This is a genomic window from Dehalococcoides sp. UCH007 (assembly GCF_001010485.1).
Lineage (GTDB): Bacteria > Chloroflexota > Dehalococcoidia > Dehalococcoidales > Dehalococcoidaceae > Dehalococcoides > Dehalococcoides mccartyi_A.
In genome coordinates this window covers 819,862-845,497 of record NZ_AP014722.1, presented here as the reverse complement: position 1 = coordinate 845,497, position 25,636 = coordinate 819,862, and the positions used below count along the sequence as shown (strand labels likewise).

Sequence of the window (25,636 nt, the reverse complement as noted above, 5' to 3'; positions counted from 1 at the left end):
GTACGGTGAAAGCAGACCTTCCCGCGGTTATCCCGAAAATCACTCCTGAGCCGCCAGCCGAAAAGCCTTTCGGCCAAGTAGACCTGGCCGGGTTCGCCACCCGTTATAATGGGCGGGGCATGTTAGTGCCCTTATGAGAGCCTCTGCTTTATGGCAGGGGAAGCGGGGTGGTACCGCGGGCTTATTTGTCCCGTCCCTGATAAGGACGGGATTTTCTTTTTTAAGAGGTGATGAATGTTTAAGGCTGTGAATCCCAGACAAAACTTCCCCCAGATGGAAGAAGATATCCTGAAACTTTGGCAGGACAAGGGCGTATTCAAAAAGAGCATTGAAAACCGCCGTGACGGCAAGCGTTTTACCCTGTACGAAGGGCCGCCCACTGCCAACGGACGTCCGGGTATTCACCATGTTCTTTCACGGGTTTTTAAGGACGTAATACCCCGCTACAAGGTTATGAAGGGTTATTATGCCCCCAGGATTGGCGGCTGGGATACCCATGGTTTGCCGGTTGAGCTTGAGGTGGAAAAAGAACTGGGATTTACTAGCAAAAATGATATTGAAAAGTACGGCATTGCTGAGTTTAATGCCCGTTGCCGTTCCAGCGTTTTTAAATATGTGTCCGAATGGAACAAGCTGACCGAACGGATTGCCTACTGGGTGGATCTGGACAATGCCTATATAACTATGGATAACAACTATATAGAGAGCGGCTGGTGGGCGCTTAAGCAAATGTGGGACAAGGGACTAGTGTATCAGGGGCATAGGGTTACCCCACATTGCCCGCGCTGCGGCACTTCGCTAAGCTCTCATGAGGTGGCGCAGGGATATAAGGATAATACCGAAGACCCTTCCGTATTTGTGAAATTTGAAATAGCCAAAGAAAGTCTGGCTAAGGCAGGTTTGGCAAAGAAATGGGCTTACCCGGCTGACAAGCCGCTTTATCTGCTGGCCTGGACTACTACCCCCTGGACTTTACCCGCCAATACCGCGCTGGCGGTATCCGCTGCGGACCAGTATGTCATACTGGATATGACGGACTACTATATGATACTGGCCAAACCACGTCTGTCAGCCCTTAAACTGGCAGAAAATCCCGTAGCGGGGGAATGCCTGGGCAGTGACCTTAGTGGGCTTTTTTATAAGCCGCTGTTTGACCCGCGGGAATTCGGTATTCCTGTAAGAAATATGAAGGATAACTCTGAGACAGGTGTTTCTGAAGAACTGCTTTATCCGGTAATAACCACCAGCTATGTATCCATGGATGATGGCACGGGTATAGTCCATACTGCTCCGGCTTATGGTGAACTGGACTATGAATCCGGGGTGAAGTACGGGCTAAAATTTGTCCACCACGTGGATTTGCAGGGCAGGATAACCGGCAGTTACCCGTTTGCCGGCAAATTCGTTAAAGAAGCGGACAAGGATATCTCCCGCAACCTTAAAGAGCGTGGGCTGATGTTCCGTAATGAACGTATGCACCATACCTATCCGTTCTGCTGGCGGTGTGATTCCCCGCTTATTTATTATGCCAAGCAAAGCTGGTACATACGGACTACCGCGGTCAGAGACGAACTGATAAAGGGCAACCAGCAGATAAACTGGTATCCCGAACATATAAAAGACGGCCGTTTTGGCGACTGGCTGGAAAATAATATTGACTGGGCTTTTTCCCGCGAACGTTACTGGGGAACGCCTGTACCCATCTGGCGGTGTGAAAAGTGCGGCCGGACGGAGTGTGTCGGCGGCATTGATGAACTCAAAGCCAAACCGAATTTCAAGGGCATGCAGGAAAAACTGGATATCCACCGCCCATATGTAGACGAGTGGACTTATGACTGTGATAAATGCGGCGGGAATATGAAACGGGTTACCGAGGTTATGGACTGCTGGTATGACTCCGGGGCTATGCCGGTTGCCCAGTACCATTACCCCTTTGAGCCCGAAAGCAGGTCTATTGCCAAAGACGGGCGTTTCCCTGCTGACTATATCTGTGAGGCTGTAGACCAAACACGCGGCTGGTTTTACAGTTTGCATGCTATTTCTACCCTGATATTCAACCGCCCCTGTTATCAGAATGTAATCTGTCTGGGGCATATACTGGATGAGCGCGGCGAAAAAATGAGCAAGTCCAGAAATAATGTTATTCAGCCGGCTACGGTGCTGGATAAATACGGGGCAGACGCTGTCCGCTGGTATTTCTATACTGCGGCCCCTCCCGGAAATGCCAGACGCTTTTCCGAAAAACTGGTGGGTGAGGTAACCCGCCAGTTCCTGCTGATGCTCTGGAACGTATATTCATTTTTCGTTACCTACGCCAATATAGACAGCTTTACCCCTTCGGAAAAGTATCTGGAAGGCGAAGTGCCCGAACTGGACAGATGGATTTTATCCGAGCTTAACCAGCTGGTGCTGGATGTGGATAAGGGGCTGGATAATTATGACCCCACTCAGGCCGGACGGCGGATTGAAGATTTTGTGGGATACCTTTCCAACTGGTATGTCCGCCGCAGCCGTCGCCGTTTCTGGAAGAGCGAAAATGATGCCGACAAACTTTCGGCCTATCAGGCTTTGTATACCTGTCTGGTTACCCTTTCCAGACTACTGGCTCCCTTTACCCCGTTTGTAGCCGAAGAACTCTACCAGAACCTGGTGCTTTCGGTAGACCCGTCTGCTTTGGAAAGTGTCCACCTGACGAATTTTCCGGTGGCGGACACAGCGCTTATAGACGAACAGCTGGATAACGAAATACGGCTGGTAATGAAGGTTTCCAGTATGGGGCGTTCTGCCCGAAGCAAAGCGGCTCTCAAAGTCCGCCAGCCTCTGGCTGAGGTGCGGGTGGTACTGGCTTCCGCCGGTGAAAGAACAGGACTTATGCGTCTGGCCGAACAGGTGCTGGAAGAGCTGAACGTAAAGGCTTTGGCAGTGGAAGAGCCGGGCACAGTTATACCGGAGAAAAACTATGCCGCCAGTACCGAAGGGGCTTATACAGTAGCCGTTTATACCGGGCTTTCACCCGAACTGCTGGCAGAAGGCACTGCCCGCGAGATTGTCCACCGTTTGCAGACCATGCGGAAATCTGCCGGATTTGAGATTGCAGATTATATAAATACTTATTATCAGGCTGATGAATATCTGGATAGTGTTATCCAGATGCATAGCGAATATATAAAGAAAGAAACACTTTCCAGCCGACTTATAGATGGAAACGCCCCCGAAGGGGCGTATGCTGAAAGTCTGGATATTGATGGCCACTCCCTAAGCCTGTGGGTGGCACGCTAAAAAACTAAAAAACTAGCTTTCCGGCGGCGGGGTCTCTGCCAGTGTCAGAGTGACAGTAGTGGTTACTCCGTCCCGGAAATAGCTGACCTCTATTTTATCTCCTACCTTTTTGCCGTGGATAGCCAGTATCAGTTCTTCATCAGTCAGCACTGGCTGGCCGTTTATGGCCAGAATAACATCATTTGCCATTAGACCTGCTTTTTCGGCAGGTCCGCCTTCAGACACTCCCCGGATAAGCACCCCTCTGTCTATGCCCAGCCTGAAGTATGACTGGATTGAACTGTCTACGGTCAGTATGCCTGCCACTCCCATAAAAGGACGGGTAATATAGCCTTTTTTGACCAGTTCTTCAATGAAGGTGCGGGCGGAGTTTATATTTATGGCGTAGCCTACCCCTTCCACCCCCACTTCAGCTATTTTGGCAGAGGTAATGCCGATAACCTCACCTGCCATATTTACCAGCGGGCCGCCGGAATTGCCTTCGTTTATGGCTACATCTGTACCTATCAAACCGTACAGGGTGACACTTTGGTCAACGGTTATCTGGGCGTCCAGCCGGCTTATCCAGCCGCCTTTCATAGTGATGCCCAAACCCAGGGCATTGCCGATAGCCGCCACTGGTTCGCCTACTTCCAAAGCTGACGAGTCACCTATATATACAAACGGCAGATCTTCACCCAGTGTATCCACCTTGATTACCGCCAAGTCTGTGCGTGAATCTGTTACCACCTGGCTGGCGGTAAAGGTACGGCCGTCTGAAAGAGTGACGGTGACAGTGCTTCCGCCTTCAACTACGTGGTTGTTGGTAATAATGTAGCCGTTGGGGTCTATTATGAAACCCGAACCCGAAACTACAGAGATAGTCTGTCGTCCGAATATGTCCTGGGTGGTATACTTCACATCTATTGCAACTACTGCCGGTTTCACCATCGCAACCACCATGGCGTAGTTTGCGAGTTTCGGCAGATTCTGCTGGGGAGTGGGGAAAGTCCAGTCTGTGTCAATAGGGAGGGAAGTGTTATTGGTATCGTTCGTATTGTCAGAGTTTATAGGCTGGGACAAGTAATCGCAGCCCCCACCCGTAAAGACGGTAGCAGCAAGCAGTATGCTTAGAAACAGGCTTAGCAATTTTTGGTTCTTTTTCATGGTTTTTCTCAAGCAGGCAGCTGGGAGATAAGGTTATTGATAATGGGCAAAGCTATGTAAAGGCTGATAGCATAGCCAATACCCTCCACTCCTATCTCCTGTATTTTAGCACTGGTTATGCCTATCACTTCACCCAAATAGTTAACCAGCGGACCGCCGGAGTTACCCGGATTTATAGCGGCATCGGTTTCTATAAGCCCGGTCAGGCTTTCGGTATCGCTAAACTGAACAGTGGTATTTAGCCGGCTTATCCAGCCGCCGGTCATGGAAATACCCATACCCAGTGCATTACCTATGGCGGCCACCGGTTCTCCTACCGCCAGTTTAGATGCATCACCCAGCTTGACTGCGGGCAGATTGGTGGCATCTATCTTTATCACCGCCAGGTCGTTGGCCGGGTAAGTGCGTACCGCTACCGAGTTAAAGGTGCGCCCGTCATCCAGGGTTACTGTTATGCTGGTGGCGTCCTCCACCACGTGGTTATTAGTTACGATAATCCCGTTTGAATCTATAATCCAGCCGGAGCCGGCAGCCTGTTCTACTACTGTCCGCCCGAAAATATCACGGGTGACCAGCTCTACATTTATAGCCACTACCGAGGGTTTTACCGCTTTTACTGCATTTACGAAATTAACTGGACTTTGTACACTCCCAAATTCATCGCTGTAGTCCGGCAAATTTTGTTCATTAGTCTGGTTTTGGGTGTTATCTTCAGGGGAATTGTTGAAATCCTGAAGTATGTCGCAGCCCTGTGCCAGAAGCATGGATAGTACCAGACTGATTGAAATAAACAGCCCGAAGAAATTATTGAAAATTTTTTTCATAGCATCTTCCTGTAAGGAGTTATTGTGCTCATTATAGCAGGAAATTGTGTAGAAATTATTGATAAAAAGAGGGAGGGGCTTTTAGCCCCTCCCTCCAAAAAAACGTTTAGACAGAAATATTACTTGACGTTTACTTTGGGTAAACCCTTCTGAGCCTCTTTTACCAGTTCTGCAGGATATTCATAATTGCTCAACTTACCGCGCAGATACAGGTCATAAGAAGCCATGTCCACATGGCCATGGCCGCTGTGGCAGAAGAGTATGGTTTTGGCTTCGCCGGTTTCACGGCATTTCAAAGCTTCATCAATGGTCGCCCTAATGGCGTGATTGGTTTCAGGTGCGCTTATGAAGCCTTCGGTTTGGGCAAACTGCATGCCAGCTTCAAAGGTTTCTACCTGGTTAACAGCTGTGGCCTCAATCAGCTTCAGGCGGCTGAGGTGAGACAGTAAGGGTGACATACCATGATAGCGCAAACCGCCGGCATGTACCGGAGGGGGCATGAACCGGTGACCCAAGGTAAACATTTTCATCATGGGTGTCATACCGGCTTCGTCTCCGAAGTCATAAGCGTCCAGACCTTTAGTCAGAGAAGGGCAGCTGGCGGGTTCAACAGCCAGAATTCGGGTATTCTTGTGAGTGCCGTTCAATTTGTCTTCTACAAAAGGCAGGGCTATACCACCGAAGTTAGAGCCGCCGCCTACGCAGCCAATCACGATATCCGGGTAGCAGTCAGCCATAGCCATCTGTTTTTTGGCTTCCTGACCGATAATAGTTTGATGCAGCAGAACGTGGTTAAGTACACTCCCCAAAGCATACTTGGTGCCGGGATGGGTTACGGCGTCTTCCACGGCTTCGCTTATAGCAATACCCAGGCTGCCGGGGCATTCAGGGTCACGTTCAAGTATTTCACGGCCTATCTTGGTATCAGGGCTGGGGCTGGGTACGACAGAGGCACCCCAGGTTTCCATCATAATGCGGCGGTAGGGTTTCATATTGTAGCTGACCTTTACCATGTAGACCTTGCACTCTATATCAAAGAATTTGCAGGCCATAGCCAGCGAAGAACCCCACTGTCCGGCGCCGGTCTCGGTGGCAATCCTTTTTATGCCGGCTTTTTTATTATAATAAGCCTGAGCCAGAGCGGTGTTGGGTTTATGAGAACCGGCCGGGCTGACATCTTCCAGTTTGTAAAAGATTTTAGCCGGGGTCTGCAAAGCTTTTTCCAGCCTGTGGGCACGGTAAAGGGGAGTTGGCCGCCAGATTTTATATATTTCCAGCAGTTCTTCAGGTATGGCGATATGCCTTTCAGGACTGAATTCCTGCATAATAAGGCTCATGGGAAATATGGCTTCCATATCAGCTGGAGTCACCGGTTGGCCGGTACCCGGATGCAGAACGGGAGGCAGCGGTACGGGCAAATCAGGCTGGATATTGTACCAGACCTGGGGCATGTCCTTTTCTTGCAGTATAAACTTGGTTTGAACCATTTCTGTTCTCCTTGACATTATTTTAGTCCCAGTTTAGCCTTGGTTTATCATTTATTTCCTGCGCAGGTAAGCCAGGCATGTTTTGAGCTTCCTTTGCTATTAGGCCTGTGCGGGCGGGATAATAAAAAACCCTCTGCCCTGAAAGGGGCAGAAGGTTTACTTCCGCGGTACCACCCTAATTAACCGGATTATGAAATGCCGGTCATCTCAAACAGGCACTCTGGGCTGACCCAATATGCCTTGGGATATTTTAACGCTTCCCCTGCGGCAAAGCCTACTTGGATAGACCGTTCGGTTTGCGGCTCCCAAGTCCATTCAACTTCTGCGTCAGCACCGGCTCACACCTTGCCCGGCTCTCTTAGCCTCGCTTGAAATCTACTAGTCTTGTTCACAGCCTTTGAAATATTCAGTTAGGTAAATATTAATCACTAGGGGACTGCTTGTCAAGCAGGTTTCAGTGAAACGGACAAAATGAATGATATTAAAAAATTGATACAAAATATAAAATCTGGTACACTGGCTCATCCAAATGCTTCAGACAATACATATCCGGATGGTGACACTTGAATCTTGCTGATAGGCTTTCGGAAGTGGTTACAACTTGCCCAGAGGCTATAGCTCTGAAATTTGAAGGTAAAAGTATTACGTATGCAGAGTTGGACAGGATTTCCGACTGTTATGCTTGGGCGCTTACCCATATAGGTGTGGTTGCGGGTGAGCGGGTGGCTCTTCTTATGACAAACTGTCTTGAATTCGTTTTTTTCTATTTCGGTATAGTTAAAACAGGGGCTGCAGCAGTACCGCTTGACCCGAAATACAAATGGCCGGAGCTTAAAGCTTTGCTTGATGACTGTCAGCCAAAGGTCTTGGCTTGTCAGGCAGATGGACTGAATATATTGCATCAGCATCGGTCTGAACTAAACTATATTCAGCATTATATCAGCCCGGAAGACATCGGTTATCCTGATGTAATTTTATTAAAAAATTTTCTGACAGATATTCCTGAAATACCTTTTGAAATTGATGTGCCCGAAAACCGAACTGCCCATATAGCTTATACCTCGGCAGCTCAGCTCCGCCCGCAAGGAGTGGTGATAAGCCACGTAAATCTGGTAAAGACGGCTGCTATATCCGCGGGTGGCTTTGCGCAAAGTGCCGAAGACAGGGTAATACTGTTTGCCCTGCCGCTCCACCATATAATAGGGTTGGTGGTGGTATTACTGGGTACTCTTTTCAGCGGGGGGAGCGTAATACTTCTTTCCGGCGTTTCCATTGACTGTTTGTTAAAGACAATTGAAAGAGAGAGTATCACCGTATTTTTGGGTGTTCCGTTTATTCATGCCATGCTGGTTCGCCATTTGCGGGAAAATTCTTCTGAATATAATCTGACTTCACTCAGGTTATGCGGTAGTGCCGGTGCGCCCTTGCCTCCGGAACTGGTATTGTCATACAGGATTTTACTGGATAGAGATTTGGTAGATTTTTACGGCTTGACTGAATCTACTTCCCATGTAACTTGTCAGCCTTTGGACAAAAGTGGTAAGTCCGGTTCTGTGGGCAAAGTGCTTAAGGGGTTTGAATTGGAAGTGGTAAATTCAGCAGGGCAGGTATTACTGCCATCCCAGACTGGGGAGATAATTATACGCGGGCCTGTTATGGATGGGATTTACCGCCAACCCGAAAAAACCAACCGAATGCTGCGTAACGGCTGGCTCTATACCGGTGATATCGGCTATAAAGATAGCGACGGTTATGTTTACATAAAATATTTTATTAAACCTATGCTTATTACCAAAGGTCAGAATATATATTTTTCTGACGTTGAAGATTTGCTTCTTTCATGCCCGGGGGTGAAAGAAGTACTGGCAGTGGGGATTCCTGATCCTGACGGTATGCGGGGCGAGGTGGTTCGGGTGGCGGTAATACTTCGGGATGGGGCTGAACAAACCCCTGCCGGTATTAAAAAATACTGTCTGGAAAATATTGCACAGTATAAAACCCCCCGGGAAATATTTATTCTAAAAGAACTGCCCTGTGATTTACTGGGTTTACCTTGCAGAGATACCCTCAGGAAGATGTGAAAATAACCGGATAATATGTGTTGCCAAACTCTCGGCTGTGTGTATAATAAGCTTAAACACTTTAGCTGATGAGAGGTGAAACGTGGCATCAAAAGTAGCCATAGTTACCGATACAACCGCCTGTATCCCGGCTGAGCTTGTCAGAAAGTACCAGATAGAAGTTATTCCGATAGAAATTGTTATAGACGGCAAGGCTTCTTATGATTCTGCACTTGACCTTAATGAGTTTTACAAGTTACTGAAGGAATCTTCCCAGACACCCAAAACTGTCGGCTCTGTACCCGGGCCGTATATTGAGGCTTTTTCCCGCTTGTCTGCCAAAACCGACCAGATTTTATGTGTTACCGAACCTGTGCGGTTTTCAGGTATGTTCAATGCCGCTCAGCTGGCTGCCATGCAGGTATTGGAAAAACATAAAAATCTTTGTATAAAGGTTATTCCATGTGAAACTGCCGCTGCAGGTTTGGGATTGGTGGTTTTGGAAGCTGCCCGTCATGCCGAGTCCGGTAAAAGTCTTGATAATCTGGTAAACGTAATAAACACCCTGATGCCGAAAATTTATCTGTATGCTACGCTGGATACTTTTGAATACTTGATTAAAGGCGGGCGAATACCCAAAATAGCTGCATTGGCAGATTCAGTACTGCAAATTAAGTCGGTTTTTACCCTGCGTAATGGAGATGCCCAAACAATAGCTTTACCCCGCACTGCCGAAAAAGCTTTGCAAAATATTATGGATTTGATGACGGAACATGTAAAAGGTAAAGGCAAGCTGAGAGTGGCGGTAATGCATGCGGATGCTTTGGAACGGGCACACAGGCTGGAGCAGAATATAAAAGAGAAATTCCCTCAGGCTGAGATTTTATTTATGGAGTTTACTCCTGTAATGGGTGTACATACTGGTCCGGGTGTAGTCGGAGTAGCTTTTTATGAGGTCTGAAAACTGTCTGGGTTTTTTAGCTTTTTTGGAATATAATAATTAGTTATTATGCCGTTCACATCTGAAGACGATTTTAAATTGCTGTTAAACAGCTTCGGTGAATTGCCTCCAGCTGAAAAGTGTCCGTTTCTGGTTATTTTGGTAGGTTTGCCGGGAACAGGTAAAAGCACCTTTGCAAAGTGTTTTACAGAACGGATACCGGCTGTGATACTGGAAAGTGATGCTTTGCGTAAAACTTTGATAAGAAAGCCTGTTTACTCCAATACAGAGCATATCCGGGTTTTTAAAGCAATACATGAGCTAATGACTAAACTGCTTAAGCAAAGAGTATCGCTGGTACTGGATGCTACCAGCATGACAGCCAAAGACCGCGAACCTTTGTACAGTATAGCTTCCAGCCAGAGTGTGAAGAGGTTCATTGTAGAGATGGATTTATCACCGGAGATTATTAAAAAACGCATGGACATGCGAACTAAGCAGGGTACATCCCGTTCGGATGCAGACTGGGAAATCTACCGGATGCTTAGGCCCATGTTTGAGCCTGTTTCCGAAGGATGTTATCGTATAAGTACCGAGGCTGACTTTCAACCGGTGCTGGAATATTTAATAAAAGATGTAAAAACCTATCTAGAGCAAGAGGAGTGCAGATAATGGAAATCAAAATTGTAAAACAAAAACCGCAGTCAATTACGGCTGATGTTTTGGCTATGCCTGTTTTTGAAGGACAGGATTTGAGCTTGGAGTTCAAGGAACTGGATTCTAAACTGGGCGGCAATCTGGTTGAAATGAAAGAAAAAGCCGAACTGAAAGGCAAGGCAGGCGAACTTCACTTGGTAAATACTCTGGGTAAACTACCGGTCCGTTATCTGGCGGTATTTGGTATGGGAAAAGCGGAAAAATTCGGCCATGATGAACTACGCAAGTCTGTGGGTGAGCTTTCAAGGGCTTTATCCAAAAAGAGTTTTAAAACTATAGCCATTTGGCTGGGGGAATTGACACTTGGGACTGATGTGCTGGCGGAAATAGCTGCCGGAGGTGCCGTGATGGGCAGTTACCGTTTCCGAAAATATTTTACCAGCGGCAATGAAAACGGGGTGATTGAAGAAATAAAGTTGGTGTTGGGTGAAAAGGCTGACCTTGCCAAGGCATCACAGGGGCTTATAAAGGGGCAGATTGTGGCAGATGCTGTCTGCTCTGCCCGTGACCTTATAAATGAACCCTCGAGCAATATGACACCAACTGATTTAGCTGATTTTGCACGGCGTTTGGCCGAATCTACCGGCCTTGCCTGTGAAATATTTAGTGAAACTCAGCTGCTTGAAAAAGGCATGGGCGGTGTGCTGGGAGTGGGACAAGGTTCATGCCAGGCACCCAAATTTATTATCCTGAAATATACCGGACGTGACAGTGATGAACTGGATATGGCATATATAGGCAAAGCTATCACCTTTGATTCAGGGGGTATTTCGCTTAAACCCTGGGATAAAATGTGGGAAATGAAGTCTGATATGTCCGGCGGGGCGGCAGTCATTACGGCCATGGGGGCTATCGCCAAGTTGAAACCGGCGGTAAACATTATGGGTATTGTGCCGGCTACTGAAAACATGCCCAGCGGGTGTGCCATCAAGCCGGGTGACATATTGCGGATGGCCAGCGGAAAGACGGTAGAAATCCATTCTACTGATGCTGAAGGGCGGCTGATACTGGCTGATGCCCTTGATTATGCATGCAAGCAGGGAGCTAAGCAAATGGTAGATGTAGCCACTCTTACCGGTGCCTGCTCACGTATTTTTGGCAGTGCCTGCAGCGGTGGTTTTACCAATGATGATGAATTTTACGCTAAGGTAGTATCTGCCGCCAAACAGGCAGGTGAGTGCATATGGCAGCTGCCCACTTTCGATGAGTATAAGGAAATGATAAAAAGTGACGTGGCAGATATTAAAAATGTCGGCGGTCCGGTCGCCGGTGCTAGTACGGCGGCTTTGTTCCTTGAAGAATTTGTAGAAAACAGACCATGGGTTCATTTGGACATTGCAGGAACTGCATATCTTGACAAGGACAATGGTCACCAGGTTAAGGGCGGTTCAGGAGCATCTGTAGCTACTCTGATAAGTTTGGCACTAAATATTGCAAAATAATTATAAATATATGGCTTAAAACCTTGACTTTTATGCTAAAATGAATAGGTTGCAAGTGTGGCTTGTTTTTTACGGATAATGTATCACAACTCCCGTAAATAGGAAATCGGATTTTTCCGGCCGGGATTTAGCCCAGGATGAATAATATGCCTCAAAATTCTACGATTTTGGTTTTACCAAAGTTGTATTTATGGTTGGAGGCGGATTATTTATTGTTTGGTAGCTAACGCATAGACCGGGGGTTTTGATATCTGTGAAGAATCTGCAATGTGGCTAGGCCAATAGCCGATGCTTAACCGGGTAAAAACTCTGGTGGAGTATTTTTTAGCCGGAATAAAGGCATCGGTTTTATGCTTTAATATCAGGATGAATAGCGGTATCCGATTTGTGACTTACCAAGCCGGCAAGTCGGGGGTGTTCTTATGGCGGGGGCATTTTGACCTGCTCCGCGTGCCTGTAGAATGTCAATCGCAGTTTGACCTGATACAACGAAATATTAACATGGCAATTACTTATTATGATAAACCAGGAGTACATTCTTGATATACAATGCGTCCGAATATAATTTTAAGGCACCGGAAATACTTTCCCGTGCCAGAAGAGTCCTGATAAAGCCAAATGCCCATTATCCAGTACAGTATCCGGTTAGTACCAGCCGTGAGCTTATCTACAAGATTATAAGCGGAATCCGCAAGATAAGTGATGCGGATATTATCATATTGGAAGGTGCACCCGGCGGTGCACCCATGAAAAGTATTTATAAAGCTCTTTCATACGATTTTCAAAGGGTAGTTCTGCTGGATGTAAATGATTGCACTTGGGTTGAGGTGGATAATCCTTTAAATAAACCACTGGTTATCCCCACTTTCTGGGTGCCTAATGTTATTTTATCCAGTGATTTCCTGATAAGTGTTACACCCCTGCAGGTTATCAACGGCAAGGGGAATTTTTCAATCTCAAATTTGCTGCCGGTATTGCCTTCAAGCAAATACGGCGGCGGCAAAACAGGCTGGGATTCGCTTTATAATCAGGGTATTGAAAAGGTTTTATCTGATCTTTACTTCACATTGCCGTTCGATATGGGTATCATAGAAGCTACCCAGAAATTTACCAGCCATGGTGACCATACCAAAGGTGAGATTGAGCATCTGGGAAAGATATTTGCGGGTGAACCTTATGAGGTGGATACGGAAGTTTCACGTATTCTAAATATCAAGACAGACTATTTGGAGTTAATAAAAACGTCCAGCGTTGAACTTGAACGCTGGACTTAAAGGTTTTGTTTTGTTCAATCCGGATTAGTATTTGATGTGGAAATCACCGTAGTTGCTGTTTGTCATTTCCCAGCTTGTTTCCACTTCTTTAACCTCGGCATGGGGAGGGCCCGAACGGAGCAATTTTAAAAACTCCAGAAGTGAATCTTTGTTGCCTTCGGCTACCACTTCCACCTCGTTACCACTGGCAAGGTTTTTAGCATATCCGCAGAGCCCCAAACGCACTGCTTGTATACGGGTAAAGTCTCTGAAGTAAACTCCCTGTACTTTTCCCCTGACAATAGCTTTCAGACAGGGCATGCCTGAACCTCGTATTTCAACTTATATATCTTTACCTTTTTTCTTTTTGCGGACTACTTCCGGTTCTACATTCGGCTGAAAAAACTCACCCGAAACTGCTGGTTTTTTTGAATCTTTCTTCTGTTTTTTGGTCTCACGTGATTGAAAATCTCTGCCACCCATATATAACCTCCTATGATGCTAAAAGTTTATCAAATGTTATCTTCAGCTGTAAAGCTGTTTTCAAACTGCTGCAAAGCTGCCTTGGCGGCGCTGGTTTCGGCTTCTTTTTTGCTTCGCCCCGAACCTTCAGCAAGAACCTTAGCCTCTGTGTAAACCTCTGCCACAAATAAGCGGTTATGCTCAGGCCCGCTAAAGTTTGTAATACGGTAGCGGGGTGTCATCTGCATTTGAGCCTGAATAAGCTCCTGCAGGCGGGATTTATAATCAATATTGGAACTAAGGGTTTGAACTCGCTCCATTTCAGTCCTGAAAAGGCGGAAAATCACTTCTCGGGTTATGTCTATGCCCTTATCTATATATATAGCAGCCAGCACGGCTTCAAAAGCACCCGCTAAATTTGCCGGTTTAAAACGCCCTTTAGATACATCTTCGCCCCTTCCCAGATAAAGGTAATTGCCAAGATTTATCCCTAAAGCCACCCTCACCAAGCTCTCTCTCCGTACCAGCAGGGAGCGGAAACGGGTCAGGTCACCTTCCTGAATATCAGGAAAATCATGGTAAAGGCGGTCTGCAAATATGACACCCAGCACGGCATCACCCAGGAATTCCATTCTTTCGTTGGAGCCATTTAAGTGGGTAGGATTTTCATTTACCCAGGAAGTATGGATAAGAGCCTGCTCCAAGAGAGACGGATTTTCAAACTTTACTCCGAGGGATTCTTCAAGTTCAGTTAAATCTAGCATTTCAAATAAGATTATGCTATTCGGTAAATACATGTCAAGCTGGACTAAATGAAGGGATTTCTTGACTTAAAATTAAAAAGCATTTATGATATTTCTGATATAAAAATGTAAATAGGAGATAGGAAACGGAATGAGTAAACTGATAGAGAATGCCGGCGTTATAGCTTTCATATTAGCTTTCTTGTTTTGCTGTTTTGGCATAAGTTTAGTTATTTTCTATGGCTTCCTTTATATGCCTCCTGCAATCACCCCTATTTCATAAACTGACTTAAGCAAAACAATGCCGCACCTTTAAATGTTGATGCGGCGTTGTTTTGTGGCTTGGTTCACTGTATAATCCGTGTGCATGTTGGGGAATCGTCTAGCGGTAGGACAGCGGACTCTGAATCCGTATGGGAAGGTTCGAATCCTTCTTCCCCAGCCATTTCGTTCTTAATGGCGCATTCGTCTAGCGGCCTAGGACGCGTCCCTCTCAAGGACGAGATCACCGGTTCGAATCCGGTATGCGCTACCAATAGTCATTCGAAGCCTTTTTTCAAAGCTAAAAAGTTTGGAAGAGGGCTTTATTTTTGCCTGTTTGCTAACGAATTGCTAACGGATTGCTAACGGATTGTTTCTGAGGATGTATTTTCTGGTGTACGATTTAACATTTCATCAAAACGGTTAGCAGCTGCTTCTTGGATGCCAGGCGCAATATGGCTATAAGTATCAATAGTCATTTGAATGCTAGAATGGTCTAAACTCTCCTGGACTACTTTCGGGTGTATACCTTGTTTTAGCATTAGCGAAGCGTGTGTAGGTCTGGCATCGTGGAAGCGTATAGGGCTTAATCCACACTTATTTGCTTGAGTAGTCCAAGCTCTGGTTATAGTGTTAGGACGAAATGGCTTTCCCTCTATATCACTAAAGATTAAACTTTCATCTGAGAATGGAAAATTAAACATTGCTCTCTCTAATTTTTGCTTTTGTTGATATTCCCTGAGAGTTATTATTGTCGAGGGAGTAAGAGCTATCGTTTGACTACTTTTTGCTGACTTTGGTTATGAGAAGATATAAGTTCCGTCTTTGAGATGGTGTAAACTGCGGTTTACATGAATTTGTCTCAAAATTAGATCGATATCTTGCCATCTTAACGCTAACAATTCGGATCGCCTCATACCTGTGAAAAGAGCTGTGTAAAATAAAGCATAATATGGGCTATCTTTCGAGTTTTCTAAAAAGATATTTATTTCCTCTTCATTCCAAATCTGCATTTCGGTTCTTTGTATTCTTGGTGGTTCAACTGCATCAGCTACATTACGGGCTACTAACCCCCATTTAACAGCTGTCTGCAAGTAAGAATGAATTATGGCATGATGATATCTTACAGTTCTTGCACTGAGTCCTTCTCTGAGTTTGGTTGTGTAATGTCTTTGGATGTGTTCGGGTTTTAATTGTGTTAGGGTGAGTCTCCCGAAATCGGGTATTAGATGTTTGATAATAATGCCTGAATACTTCTCGAAGCTGCGGGGAGATAGATTAACTTTTGCGTAGTCATCCAGCCATCTTATTGGTATTCTCTGACGGTTGTTTTACCTGGTTTAATAAAAGAGCCAGTATCAATTTGTGAGAGTAACTCAGAGAGTTTCTTTTCGATGGCTTTCTTCGTTCCTTTAACGGTTATTCATTGTTGTTTACGTTTGCCAGTAACAGGATCCTTATCTAGTTCGAGCACAATGGAGTAGCTATCTTTGCTTCTTTTAGTTATATGTCCTCGCATAGAGAAGCTCTTTTCCAGCTATTATTTTGGCAAAACTTGAGGCAAACTTTAGCACTACTTAAATATTTGCTCAAGTATTTGCATTTAGAAACCACTTGAGAAGGAAAATACTTTTTGGTAAGAATATGCGCAAATGCCTGGAAAATGGCTAGGTGTAGCTCTCGTGCCTTCATGGGTATGGCGTGAGAGCAAACGCCATGTCTGCATTTGTGGCATATACCAAGAAGAAGCCTGCAGGGAGAAAGGATTCAAACTTGAGGGCTGGAACAGGTCAAAGAGCTGTTGAGGTACTCAAGGCGAAAACGAAGCTGAGCAAACAATTGATAGCCTGTTATCAGTCCCTTGCCAATTACACTAGAAGAAAGAAAAAGACGGCGGGGGATAGTTGTCTGCGGTCTGAACGGCGACTTACTTACGATTTAACGTAGAATTTAACAATTTTATGGGTTTCTTGATCGTATTTTGGTATGAAGTTATGAGGTGTCTTATTGTGTCCGTAGATTGAAGGTAGATTATGGGTGTTCAGTTTTGCTAAAAGGTCAAACAATAACTTAAGTTCATCCGAGGTGAGACAATTCTCCCAAAACTCATTCAAAATCGGTGTTATTTGCCATGCCAACTCTCTAAGCTCTTCACCTTTTTGAGTAAGTTCTACTCTGACCATGTTTTTGGGTTTTTCAAAAAATGACTTACGTATAAGGCCATCTTTCTCCATCCTAGTCAGTAATGCTGAGATGGCATGAGGTTCTAGCATGGATTTTCTTGCGAGAGATGCTGGGTTTGCGTTTTTACCTAATAAACTGATTTCATGAATCAAGGCAAAACGTTCTCCAGTTAGCCCTATTTTCTTTAATTCCTTTTTCCATTTATTGTGAATGAGCCACGTAGTGTGGTGCAGGATAATTGTTAAGAAATGTCCAACTTCTAAGTCACGAAATTTTGAATCTTCCATATTGGAAGTTTAGCAAAATAGTTTCTTTATGGCAATTGTAAGCATAAGAGATAAGATTAAGATTTGGTACTAATTCTTTTGGGTAGTTGTAAAGAGGTAATATGTGATGGTAATATATTACCATCACATATTACCAAAATTCACTTTGCAGTTGTTAATAATATCCGAAAAGGAGGATTAGTGTTAAATGGCTTCCAGGATAGACTGGATGGCAGCAGGAAAGACTACAACAACGAAAAAGGAGAATTGAATATGTCCAATTTCCACTCAACAGTTTCCCGACGTGATTTTATGAAAGGCCTGGGATTAGTTGGCGCAGGTTTGGGAACAGTTGCCGCAACCACGCCGGTCTTTCATGACTTGGATGAACTTTTAGCTTCACCTCAAGCAAAAATCAATCGCCCCTGGTATGTCAAGAGCCGTGAATTTGGTGACATAGGCATGGAGCTTGATTGGAATCTGCTTAAACGTCGTGACCAGAGTAAATTTACCTATTGGAAAGGTGCGGCTATTGCCATGTCTTATCCGGGCGGACCGGCTGCCTTCAGTGAGGCATTGGGGGTTGGTGCCAAGGCAGTTCAGGATAAAACCAAAGAACTTTGGCCTGACTATCAGGCTTCTACCAGAGATATAGCTTTGGGAAAAGCCCTGGGAGCGGCCGGGGTAAATACTCACTATGCGGATAATTGTGAAATGAATGGTTATCCCTTGCCAATTGTGGCTACTCCGGATGAACTCGGTATACCCAAATGGCAAGGTACTCCTGAGGAAAACCTTCTGATGCTCAGGGCCGTATTAAGCGTGGCGGGGTTAGGCCCTTCAGTAGGTGTGGCGGAACTTAATTCCAAAACCCAGAACTTTATCTGGGATGTTTCGTCATCCCATGACCCGTTTGCAGACGGTACAGCCCCTCAGTCATTTGCATCTGAACGTATTATTTTTGATGACAGTATCAGCGAATACTACCGAACCTTAAATCCCAATACAATTCATATACCCACTTCTCATAAATATGTAATTACAGCTCATAATATGTCCTGTGATGAGTTGTTGCGGCGGCCTTTTGCAGGTTTTGGCGGTGCGGCAGAGGGTATTTCGTATACCCGTGTTGCTTTTGCTAAAGTTGTTGTCCAAAATTTTATACGGGGTTTGGGATATCATGCGGTTTATGGGCATAAATTGCAGCCGGCTCCGGTATGGGACTTTTTGAGCGGGCTTGCGGAACATTGCCGTATGGGACAGGTGGCTTTATCACCCGAATACGGCGGGCTAATGCGTACCCATGCTATTTTCTATACAGACCTCCCCTTGGTCTTCACTCCCCCGGTTGATGCCGGTATACCCAAATTCTGTGAAACTTGCGGTATCTGTGCCGATACTTGCCCCATGGGAGCAATTCCGAAGGTTGAGATAGGACAAAACTGGGAAACCTTCACCGGACAGGATTGGGCTGGAGATGACGGAACCGGCGGAATTGCAGGGATGTACAATATCCCAGGCTACAAGGGTTGGAGATGTAACCTGGTCTCTTGTACTGTCGGTACCATCTCTAAGTGTGGTTCTGCTTGTAGAGGCAATTGTCCTTTCAATACTATACCTGATGGCAGTTTTATACATAGTTTAGTAAAATCCACTGTTTCTACCACACCCTTATTCAATAGTTTCTTCAAAAACATGGAAGAAACTATGAGGTATGGATTGAAGGAAGCTTCTTCGTGGTGGGATAATCCTGCTGAATGGCATGTATATGGGACTCACCCTGCTTTGCTGGAACAATAGGCATTTTGGAAGAAGGAGAAAATTGAGATGGAACACTTTATCCCTTTCGTGGTGATAGGGGCACTTATATCTGTTGGCCTGTATACATTTGCCAGTTGGCTGCGTAGTCACAATATCAAAGTCAACTGGTATGAATGGCTGATAGGCATTATCGGGCTGGTATTGTTGTTGGTAGCTGTGCAGCATTATTTCGGGGCTTCAGCTGAGCTCTTTTCTTTTGCGGCTTGGATGGGGCTTGCCATTATAGGTGTACCTGCTCTTATATTGCTGGTAGTTGCCTGGCAGCTGGTAGCTAGGAGAGCAAAACAGACCTAGGTTAGAGTTTCTGGTTATATCCATGCGGGGGAAGGGATTCCCCCGCTTTTTATTTTTCTTTCATATGTGGATGTGAAGAGAAAGTTTTTAGAATATCTTCAACGTACCATCGTTGCCTTCTATACTTGATATATTACCCACAACTGCACGATGATGTAATAATCCGAAAGCCATTGGGTATCCATGAGCCCATCCTCCCCCTTACCTCCTCCTTCTTTCCTAGTCCTTAACAACGTTAATGTCAACGTATAGCTTTGCAGAGCTAAGGGTTTACTTACATACTGGGATTTCATGTTGCACAAAGTACATGTTGGTATTGAGGTGATAGAAGTATAAGGCAAAATTGTTCAAGCTAAAAACGAATATAATTTTGCTAACCATTTGCTAACGGATTAAAAAATACAGGGTGGTACAAAACGTTACTTTACGAATAGAATGACAATTCGCCATATTTTAGAAAAACACTAAAATGAACGTAAAAGTACCAAATAACATGACTTTTGACAAATCCGGTATGCGCTACCAATAGGTAGTTCAAGTCCTTTTTCAAAGCTAAATAGTTTGGAAGAGGGCTTTATTTTTATCTGTTTGCTTTCATTTCTTCACCTTTTTGAGTTTTTTAATTAATAAGTGCAGCCGAGCTTATTCTTTTCAATAGTTCAAAAATATTTTAATAAGTTTTTGGATCCTAAACAGGTCACGTCATACCAAAGAAATCTTTAAGGGTGCACTGTGTGACCAGCATATGTGTGCAAGGTTATATGACAGATGGGCAAAAATAACAAAAAATATGCCAATTATTTTAAAAAATACCCCCCTCCAAAGCTAAAAAGGGATTTGCTTTCCCCTAGACCCTATGATATACTCTCCCACGTTGAAATTGATTGCCGAGTAAAAAACGGCCGCCTTAAAAGACAGGTTTCACGGTAGACAACTCCACAAAAGCCTTTAACAGGCTGGGGTTTTTCCTTGACAGAGAGTAACGGAATGTGATACTATCTCTCTTTGTCTGGAACTGATGCACCTTAACAACTGGATAGCGGAAAGAAAAGTTTTAAACACAATATGCTAGTAATTAATATTGAGCTTGGAGAGTTTGATCCTGGCTCAGGATGAACGCTAGCGGCGTGCCTTATGCATGCAAGTCGAACGGTCTTAAGCAATTAAGATAGTGGCAAACGGGTGAGTAACGCGTAAGTAACCTACCTCTAAGTGGGGGATAGCTTCGGGAAACTGAAGGTAATACCGCATGTGGTGGGCCGACATAAGTTGGTTCACTAAAGCCGTAAGGCGCTTGGTGAGGGGCTTGCGTCCGATTAGCTAGTTGGTGGGGTAACGGCCTACCAAGGCTTCGATCGGTAGCTGGTCTGAGAGGATGATCAGCCACACTGGGACTGAGACACGGCCCAGACTCCTACGGGAGGCAGCAGCAAGGAATCTTGGGCAATGGGCGAAAGCCTGACCCAGCAACGCCGCGTGAGGGATGAAGGCTCTCGGGTTGTAAACCTCTTTTCACAGGGAAGAATAATGACGGTACCTGTGGAATAAGCTTCGGCTAACTACGTGCCAGCAGCCGCGGTAATACGTAGGAAGCAAGCGTTATCCGGATTTATTGGGCGTAAAGTGAGCGTAGGTGGTCTTTCAAGTTGGATGTGAAATTTCCCGGCTTAACCGGGACGTGTCATTCAATACTGTTGGACTAGAGTACAGCAGGAGAAAACGGAATTCCCGGTGTAGTGGTAAAATGCGTAGATATCGGGAGGAACACCAGAGGCGAAGGCGGTTTTCTAGGTTGTCACTGACACTGAGGCTCGAAAGCGTGGGGAGCGAACAGAATTAGATACTCTGGTAGTCCACGCCTTAAACTATGGACACTAGGTATAGGGAGTATCGACCCTCTCTGTGCCGAAGCTAACGCTTTAAGTGTCCCGCCTGGGGAGTACGGTCGCAAGGCTAAAACTCAAAGGAATTGACGGGGGCCCGCACAAGCAGCGGAGCGTGTGGTTTAATTCGATGCTACACGAAGAACCTTACCAAGATTTGACATGCATGAAGTAGTGAACCGAAAGGGAAACGACCTGTTAAGTCAGGAGTTTGCACAGGTGCTGCATGGCTGTCGTCAGCTCGTGCCGTGAGGTGTTTGGTTAAGTCCTGCAACGAGCGCAACCCTTGTTGCTAGTTAAATTTTCTAGCGAGACTGCCCCGCGAAACGGGGAGGAAGGTGGGGATGACGTCAAGTCAGCATGGCCTTTATATCTTGGGCTACACACACGCTACAATGGACAGAACAATAGGTTGCAACAGTGTGAACTGGAGCTAATCCTCAAAGCTGTCCTCAGTTCGGATTGCAGGCTGAAACCCGCCTGCATGAAGTTGGAGTTGCTAGTAACCGCATATCAGCAAGGTGCGGTGAATACGTTCTCGGGCCTTGTACACACCGCCCGTCACGTCATGAAAGCCGGTAACACTTGAAGTCGATGTGCCAACCGCAAGGAGGCAGTCGCCGAGGGTGGGACTGGTAATTGGGACGAAGTCGTAACAAGGTAGCCGTAGCGGAAGCTGCGGCTGGATCACCTCCTTTCTAAGGATAATTGGCCTCGTGCCTATTAACCTAGGTCGATATCCGACTTAAAACGGATACTTCGCTTTTCTTTCCGCTATCCAGAGGTTAAGGTGTTAGTGTTATAAAGGGGATTAAAATCACTTTCCTTCAGGCTGACAGCCTGAGTTTTATCGCCTCTTATTTCATTTCGTTTCCATAAGTAAATGTGTGATATAGGACTTGCGCAAAACATCCTGTTTGCTATATTATAATGACGTTTTTCAATCGGGCCATTAGCTCAGCTGGTTAGAGCGCAGTCCTGATAAGACTGAGGTCCTTGGTTCGAGACCAAGATGGCCCACCATTTAATAAATGCAGCGAAGCCCTAAGATTAATGTTAGTCTTAGGGCTTTTCCATTTGTATCAAATAGTAGTGTTGTGAAAAAATGCTAAATATCTTGTTTATTTACTCTTTAAATATGGTTTTAGTTACAGCTAAGCATTTAATCGTTCTAGATAATGGGCAGATGTCTTGTGTGTACTGCACATTATTAACTGCTTGTTTTGGATATTCATGATGGGTTAGATGAATTTATTTAAGAAGGTTTATTCTTAGATTTAAAGTTCAACAAACCCATTGCGCCTGCGAAACAATATATTGCCAGAACTATAAAAACAGAGCTAATGGAAGAAATCACGCCTGAAAGAACTGTACAAATAATACCCGATACTATCCATAAAACCCAGTGTGATCTTTTCAATGGGTACTCCTTAATGACTATTAGGAATTAATGTACACTTATATGTACAAACAGTCAATATGAGGTCAAGATATCTTATTATTAATTTATTTGAGATACTTTACTCAGCTGTAATGTGTTATTTGGCATGTGTTTTGTATTGAGGCTTTGACTTGGGGCTTCTATAAGAGAGGGGTCATTGGCAAGGTTAAGGCATTTTTTGAAATTTTCCTTAGCTTTATTCGTTTTATTTTTGCCAACAGACAGTGACCCAGATTGAAATATACTCTGGAGTCATTTGAGTTCAACCTGATGGCATAGTTACAGTCCGAGATAGCTTTTGAATACTCTTTCAGGGCGAAATAGGCAAAGTCACGGTTAGTGTAAGCCAAACTGAAGCCTGCGGCATAAGATATGGCTTTGGTATAAAAATTAATGGCTATTCCGAAATTTCCCTGACAGGCTTTATCATTGCCCTGGTTATAAAAATTGACCGCTTCAGACGGATAATTATCCGCCAGGGTAGGGCTGGTTTTTCCCGATATCACCGTCACAGTTTCAATAGGTTCGGTGGTTTTTGTGTTTTTGAGGATAGTCAGTCTGTGGGATACGTTGCCAGCAGGAGCATGTTTTTTTCTTCTGTTTGATGCAGAGCTTCTGAAATTAAGCTGTCAGCCTTTTTTTTAGTCTGCTGATAGCTTTCTGGAGAATAATATCAGCTTCCAAGCGGGCATCTGAAATTGCTTTTGCAGCGTTATTTTCAGAGCATTTCAAAGCTTCATCTACTACAATTTTCACTGTGGCTTCCAATTCCTGTTGGACTTCATCTGTCAAAGTGTTAATACTATGGCGGGATTGGTCACGCAAACGGGAAACAAACTTGACGCTTTCAAGCTCTCTTTTGCGGGATATTTTTCGGCGTGCCTTCTTCAATAAATGCTCTGATTTAATACTGGCTTTTTCAACAACATTTCGGGATTCTTCTTTTATTTTGGCTTTTATTGTTGCCCGAAGTTTAGATGTTTCAGCCAGGCTTTTTCTTTTCGGCAGCTTTGAGCATCTTTCTGATAATCTGCTGGGCTTCATGCCGTGCCTGATTAAGTGATGAGTGCAGTTCGCATTCCATCTGGTATTGAAGTTTTAATATTGCCTCTGACTGAATACTTTCAGGATCAAAGGTATTTCCCATAGTGTGCTGTTGTTCATTCGGAATATTTTCTGATTGCGCGGCAATACGAGTAATCTGGTCAGGTGAGGTAAACTGGCATACTGGTTTAATCGGCAGTACGGGTAAAACGGAATTGTCTTCAGGCAGAAGCAAAGGTTGACTGCTATTTACCGGATTTATTGGCTGGGTAATTGCGTTGGGAAAACCACAAAAAGGGCAAACCGGGCTGTTGAACTTGCGGCCGCAACCGGGGCATCCCTCAGATTCCATCAGTGATAACAGATATTTTTGTTTTATAGTATTCTGATTTATCATAATGTGCCTTATCGCTAAAGATAAATTGGTTTCGCAGAGGGTTTATTTACATTGTTAAGTACTTCTACAAAAGCATCTACCACCTTTGGATTGAATTGACTGCCCCTACAGGCCAGAAGTTCTTTTACAGCTGCCTCTTGGCTTAGAGGCTGACGGTACGGACGGAGTGATGTCATAGCGTCATAAGAGTCTGCTACAGCCAGTATCTGGGATGATAGAGGGGTAAGTACTCCTGAGAGCTTATCAGGGTATCCGTTGCCATCGTACCGTTCGTGGTGTTTAACAGCATTCAGTGTGTCGGGGTGAATGTATTTATAGTTTAAGAGTATTTTCCATGTTTCAAGCGGATGATTTTTTATATTGACAGATTGAGGTTCACAAAACGGGTCTATCATATTTATTTCATTTCCGCTCAGGTTTATATATCCCAAATTCATCGGCAAAGCGGCAGTTCTTAAGACTGGCAGGTCGTATATGCCATATCCTGCCCGTTTACCCAGAAGCATGCAAATTCCGGCTACTTTTACGAGATATACAAATTGGTATTCTTCGGCTTTTAATTTCAGATTTAAATTTGGTTCACCAATGAGTTCAGGGAAAAGTTCACCTGCCATTTGATATATGGGGTCAAATACCTTCTCAAGCATTTTTTCACTGATTTCAGCCCCACCCCGCATTTCAGTAAAAAGTTCACGCAATTCTATTGATAAAGTTGCTTCAATGAGAGGTGAGTACAAACACTGGACGGGTATATCCAGCATGTTAGAGTTATGGACCAGTATTTCCTTCATTCCATAACTCTGCAGGACCTGTATATATTCTTCGGAAAGTTTCATGCCATTGCTATAAATCAGGCGGCCTGATTGATCGAACAGGTTTTGCCCTAAGACCATTCCGGGTTTCAACATATACAGATGTAATCTTTGCATCAGTTTCGTTTTATACCTGCATAAATATTATGATTAAATATACTTGCGGGCAATTGTTATAGGTATAATATTCGTGAGCCTGCCGTATAAAACCTGTTCATTAGCATGAGTCGAAAAAAGTTTTTGCATTGGCTGAATATGTACTTTTAAAAGCCTCAGAAATAGGGGTAATATAAAAGTATGGATAACAATAACGGTATCGGAAAAGAATTATCGGCGGATCAGCGTGTCAAAGTTTTTAACGTGCTGAAAACCCGTTTTGAACAAAATACGAACCGCCATAAAGGTTTTAAATGGGGTGAGATAGAAAAAAGGCTGGCGGCAAATGCTGAAAAGCTGTGGTCACTAAATGAAATGGAAAAATCCGGCGGTGAACCGGATGTGATTGACTATGATAAGGCAACAGGTGAATATATATTTTATGATTGTTCAGCCGAAAGCCCCGAAGGACGCCGCAAAATGTGTTATGACGGTGAGGCAGCCAAAAAACGGGCAGCACCCGGCGGTAACGTTGTGGATGCGGCACAGGACATGGGTATTGAGCTTTTAACAGAGGGGCAATACCGCCAATTGCAGGAATACGGTAATTTTGACACCAAGACCGAGAGCTGGCTAAAAACGCCGCCTGATATCAGAAAACTGGGCGGGGCTGTTTTTGCTGATTATCGCTACGGGCATGTTTTTGTTTTTCATAACAGCGCCACTTCATGGTATAGCAGCAGAGGATTTCGCGGTTTGCTGAGGGTTTAATTTCTATAAAGTA

The 25,636-nt window shown here is 44.8% G+C and carries 20 protein-coding genes, 3 tRNA genes, 1 rRNA gene, 1 pseudogene and 1 other annotated feature; of the genes and pseudogenes, 13 read left to right on the top strand and 12 right to left on the bottom strand.

The window, feature by feature from the left end; all coding sequences use genetic code 11:
- Nucleotides 1–234: 234 nt before the first annotated feature.
- Nucleotides 235–3,279, top strand: a complete 3,045-nt coding sequence (ileS, locus tag UCH007_RS04485; protein WP_046961168.1) for an isoleucine--tRNA ligase — start codon at nt 235–237, stop codon at nt 3,277–3,279.
- A 12-nt stretch (nt 3,280–3,291) separates the two neighbouring features.
- Here ileS and UCH007_RS04480 read toward each other — a convergent pair whose 3' ends face one another.
- From UCH007_RS04480 to UCH007_RS04470, 3 genes are all read right to left on the bottom strand, one after another.
- Nucleotides 3,292–4,425 carry a S1C family serine protease gene (locus UCH007_RS04480; protein WP_046961167.1) on the bottom strand — a complete coding sequence of 378 codons (1,134 nt, stop codon included), beginning with the start codon at nt 4,423–4,425 and terminating at the stop codon, nt 3,292–3,294.
- A gap of 8 nt (nt 4,426–4,433) precedes the next feature.
- Nucleotides 4,434–5,249 carry a S1C family serine protease gene (locus tag UCH007_RS04475; RefSeq protein WP_023652434.1) on the bottom strand — a complete coding sequence of 272 codons (816 nt, stop codon included), beginning with the start codon at nt 5,247–5,249 and terminating at the stop codon, nt 4,434–4,436.
- Between the two features lie 119 nt (nt 5,250–5,368).
- A complete protein-coding gene (locus tag UCH007_RS04470) occupies nt 5,369–6,736 on the bottom strand; it encodes a TrpB-like pyridoxal phosphate-dependent enzyme (RefSeq protein WP_012882177.1) in 1,368 nt (455 codons plus the stop codon).
- Between the two features lie 140 nt (nt 6,737–6,876).
- Nucleotides 6,877–7,137: a binding site (T-box leader), on the bottom strand.
- A gap of 162 nt (nt 7,138–7,299) precedes the next feature.
- Between UCH007_RS04470 and UCH007_RS04465 the strand changes: the two genes are divergently transcribed.
- From UCH007_RS04465 to UCH007_RS04445, 5 genes are all read left to right on the top strand, one after another.
- Nucleotides 7,300–8,817, top strand: a complete 1,518-nt coding sequence (locus UCH007_RS04465) for a class I adenylate-forming enzyme family protein (protein ID WP_046961166.1) — start codon at nt 7,300–7,302, stop codon at nt 8,815–8,817.
- An 82-nt stretch (nt 8,818–8,899) separates the two neighbouring features.
- Entirely contained in the window at nt 8,900–9,757 is an 858-nt protein-coding gene (locus UCH007_RS04460; RefSeq protein WP_046961165.1) for a DegV family protein, read from the top strand.
- A gap of 48 nt (nt 9,758–9,805) precedes the next feature.
- On the top strand, nt 9,806–10,408 hold the full coding sequence (locus UCH007_RS04455) for an AAA family ATPase (RefSeq protein WP_046961164.1): 603 nt from the start codon (nt 9,806–9,808) through the stop codon (nt 10,406–10,408).
- The gene (locus UCH007_RS04450) at nt 10,408–11,895 is read left to right on the top strand and encodes a leucyl aminopeptidase (RefSeq protein WP_046961163.1); all 1,488 of its coding nucleotides are present in this window, start codon (nt 10,408–10,410) and stop codon (nt 11,893–11,895) included. Before UCH007_RS04455 ends, UCH007_RS04450 begins: the two co-directional genes overlap by 1 nt.
- 539 nt (nt 11,896–12,434) lie before the next feature.
- Nucleotides 12,435–13,169, top strand: a complete 735-nt coding sequence (locus tag UCH007_RS04445) for a DUF362 domain-containing protein (protein ID WP_012882172.1) — start codon at nt 12,435–12,437, stop codon at nt 13,167–13,169.
- A gap of 24 nt (nt 13,170–13,193) precedes the next feature.
- On the opposite strand, the gene UCH007_RS04440 is transcribed toward UCH007_RS04445, so the two are convergent.
- The 3 genes from UCH007_RS04440 to rnc are packed head-to-tail and all read right to left on the bottom strand — an operon-like array spanning nt 13,194 to nt 14,374.
- Complete coding sequence (locus UCH007_RS04440) at nt 13,194–13,469, bottom strand: acylphosphatase (RefSeq protein ID WP_041330990.1); 276 nt, start codon at nt 13,467–13,469, stop codon at nt 13,194–13,196.
- 21 nt (nt 13,470–13,490) lie between these two features.
- Nucleotides 13,491–13,631, bottom strand: a complete 141-nt coding sequence (locus tag UCH007_RS07790; protein WP_012882170.1) for a hypothetical protein — start codon at nt 13,629–13,631, stop codon at nt 13,491–13,493.
- Nucleotides 13,632–13,660: 29 nt separating this feature from the next.
- Nucleotides 13,661–14,374 carry a ribonuclease III gene (gene rnc, locus UCH007_RS04435; RefSeq protein ID WP_172644172.1) on the bottom strand — a complete coding sequence of 238 codons (714 nt, stop codon included), beginning with the start codon at nt 14,372–14,374 and terminating at the stop codon, nt 13,661–13,663.
- Nucleotides 14,375–14,724: 350 nt separating this feature from the next.
- Here rnc and UCH007_RS04430 point away from each other — a divergent pair.
- Nucleotides 14,725–14,798: transfer RNA gene (locus UCH007_RS04430), tRNA-Gln, on the top strand.
- Between the two features lie 13 nt (nt 14,799–14,811).
- Nucleotides 14,812–14,888: transfer RNA gene (locus UCH007_RS04425), tRNA-Glu, on the top strand.
- Nucleotides 14,889–14,976: 88 nt separating this feature from the next.
- On the opposite strand, the pseudogene UCH007_RS04420 reads toward UCH007_RS04425, so the two are convergent.
- Together UCH007_RS04420 and UCH007_RS04415 are read right to left on the bottom strand one after the other, a co-directional pair.
- Nucleotides 14,977–15,915 (bottom strand): annotated as a pseudogene (locus UCH007_RS04420) (tyrosine-type recombinase/integrase).
- A 630-nt stretch (nt 15,916–16,545) separates the two neighbouring features.
- The gene (locus UCH007_RS04415; RefSeq protein ID WP_048893990.1) at nt 16,546–17,085 is read right to left on the bottom strand and encodes a MarR family winged helix-turn-helix transcriptional regulator; all 540 of its coding nucleotides are present in this window, start codon (nt 17,083–17,085) and stop codon (nt 16,546–16,548) included.
- A gap of 252 nt (nt 17,086–17,337) precedes the next feature.
- Between UCH007_RS04415 and UCH007_RS04410 the strand changes: the two genes are divergently transcribed.
- From UCH007_RS04410 to UCH007_RS04395, 4 genes are all read left to right on the top strand, one after another.
- Entirely contained in the window at nt 17,338–18,864 is a 1,527-nt protein-coding gene (locus UCH007_RS04410) for a reductive dehalogenase (RefSeq protein WP_046961548.1), read from the top strand.
- 27 nt (nt 18,865–18,891) lie between these two features.
- On the top strand, nt 18,892–19,179 hold the full coding sequence (locus tag UCH007_RS04405; protein ID WP_046961159.1) for a hypothetical protein: 288 nt from the start codon (nt 18,892–18,894) through the stop codon (nt 19,177–19,179).
- Between the two features lie 1,084 nt (nt 19,180–20,263).
- Nucleotides 20,264–21,760, top strand: a 16S ribosomal RNA gene (locus UCH007_RS04400).
- Nucleotides 21,761–22,008: 248 nt separating this feature from the next.
- Nucleotides 22,009–22,085, top strand: a tRNA-Ile gene (locus UCH007_RS04395).
- Between the two features lie 558 nt (nt 22,086–22,643).
- Here UCH007_RS04395 and UCH007_RS04390 read toward each other — a convergent pair.
- From UCH007_RS04390 to UCH007_RS04375, 4 genes are all read right to left on the bottom strand, one after another.
- Nucleotides 22,644–23,009 carry a tetratricopeptide repeat protein gene (locus tag UCH007_RS04390; protein WP_046961158.1) on the bottom strand — a complete coding sequence of 122 codons (366 nt, stop codon included), beginning with the start codon at nt 23,007–23,009 and terminating at the stop codon, nt 22,644–22,646.
- 115 nt (nt 23,010–23,124) lie between these two features.
- Entirely contained in the window at nt 23,125–23,394 is a 270-nt protein-coding gene (locus UCH007_RS04385; RefSeq protein ID WP_156171835.1) for a hypothetical protein, read from the bottom strand.
- 91 nt (nt 23,395–23,485) lie between these two features.
- On the bottom strand, nt 23,486–23,944 hold the full coding sequence (locus tag UCH007_RS04380; RefSeq protein WP_046961156.1) for a hypothetical protein: 459 nt from the start codon (nt 23,942–23,944) through the stop codon (nt 23,486–23,488).
- Nucleotides 23,945–23,958: 14 nt separating this feature from the next.
- Nucleotides 23,959–24,852 carry an HD-GYP domain-containing protein gene (locus UCH007_RS04375; protein WP_046961155.1) on the bottom strand — a complete coding sequence of 298 codons (894 nt, stop codon included), beginning with the start codon at nt 24,850–24,852 and terminating at the stop codon, nt 23,959–23,961.
- 201 nt (nt 24,853–25,053) lie between these two features.
- On the opposite strand from UCH007_RS04375, the gene UCH007_RS04370 reads away from it, so the two are divergent.
- Nucleotides 25,054–25,623: a DUF4256 domain-containing protein gene (locus UCH007_RS04370; RefSeq protein WP_046961154.1), complete on the top strand. Its 570-nt coding sequence runs from the start codon at nt 25,054–25,056 to the stop codon at nt 25,621–25,623.
- Nucleotides 25,624–25,636 lie beyond the last annotated feature (13 nt).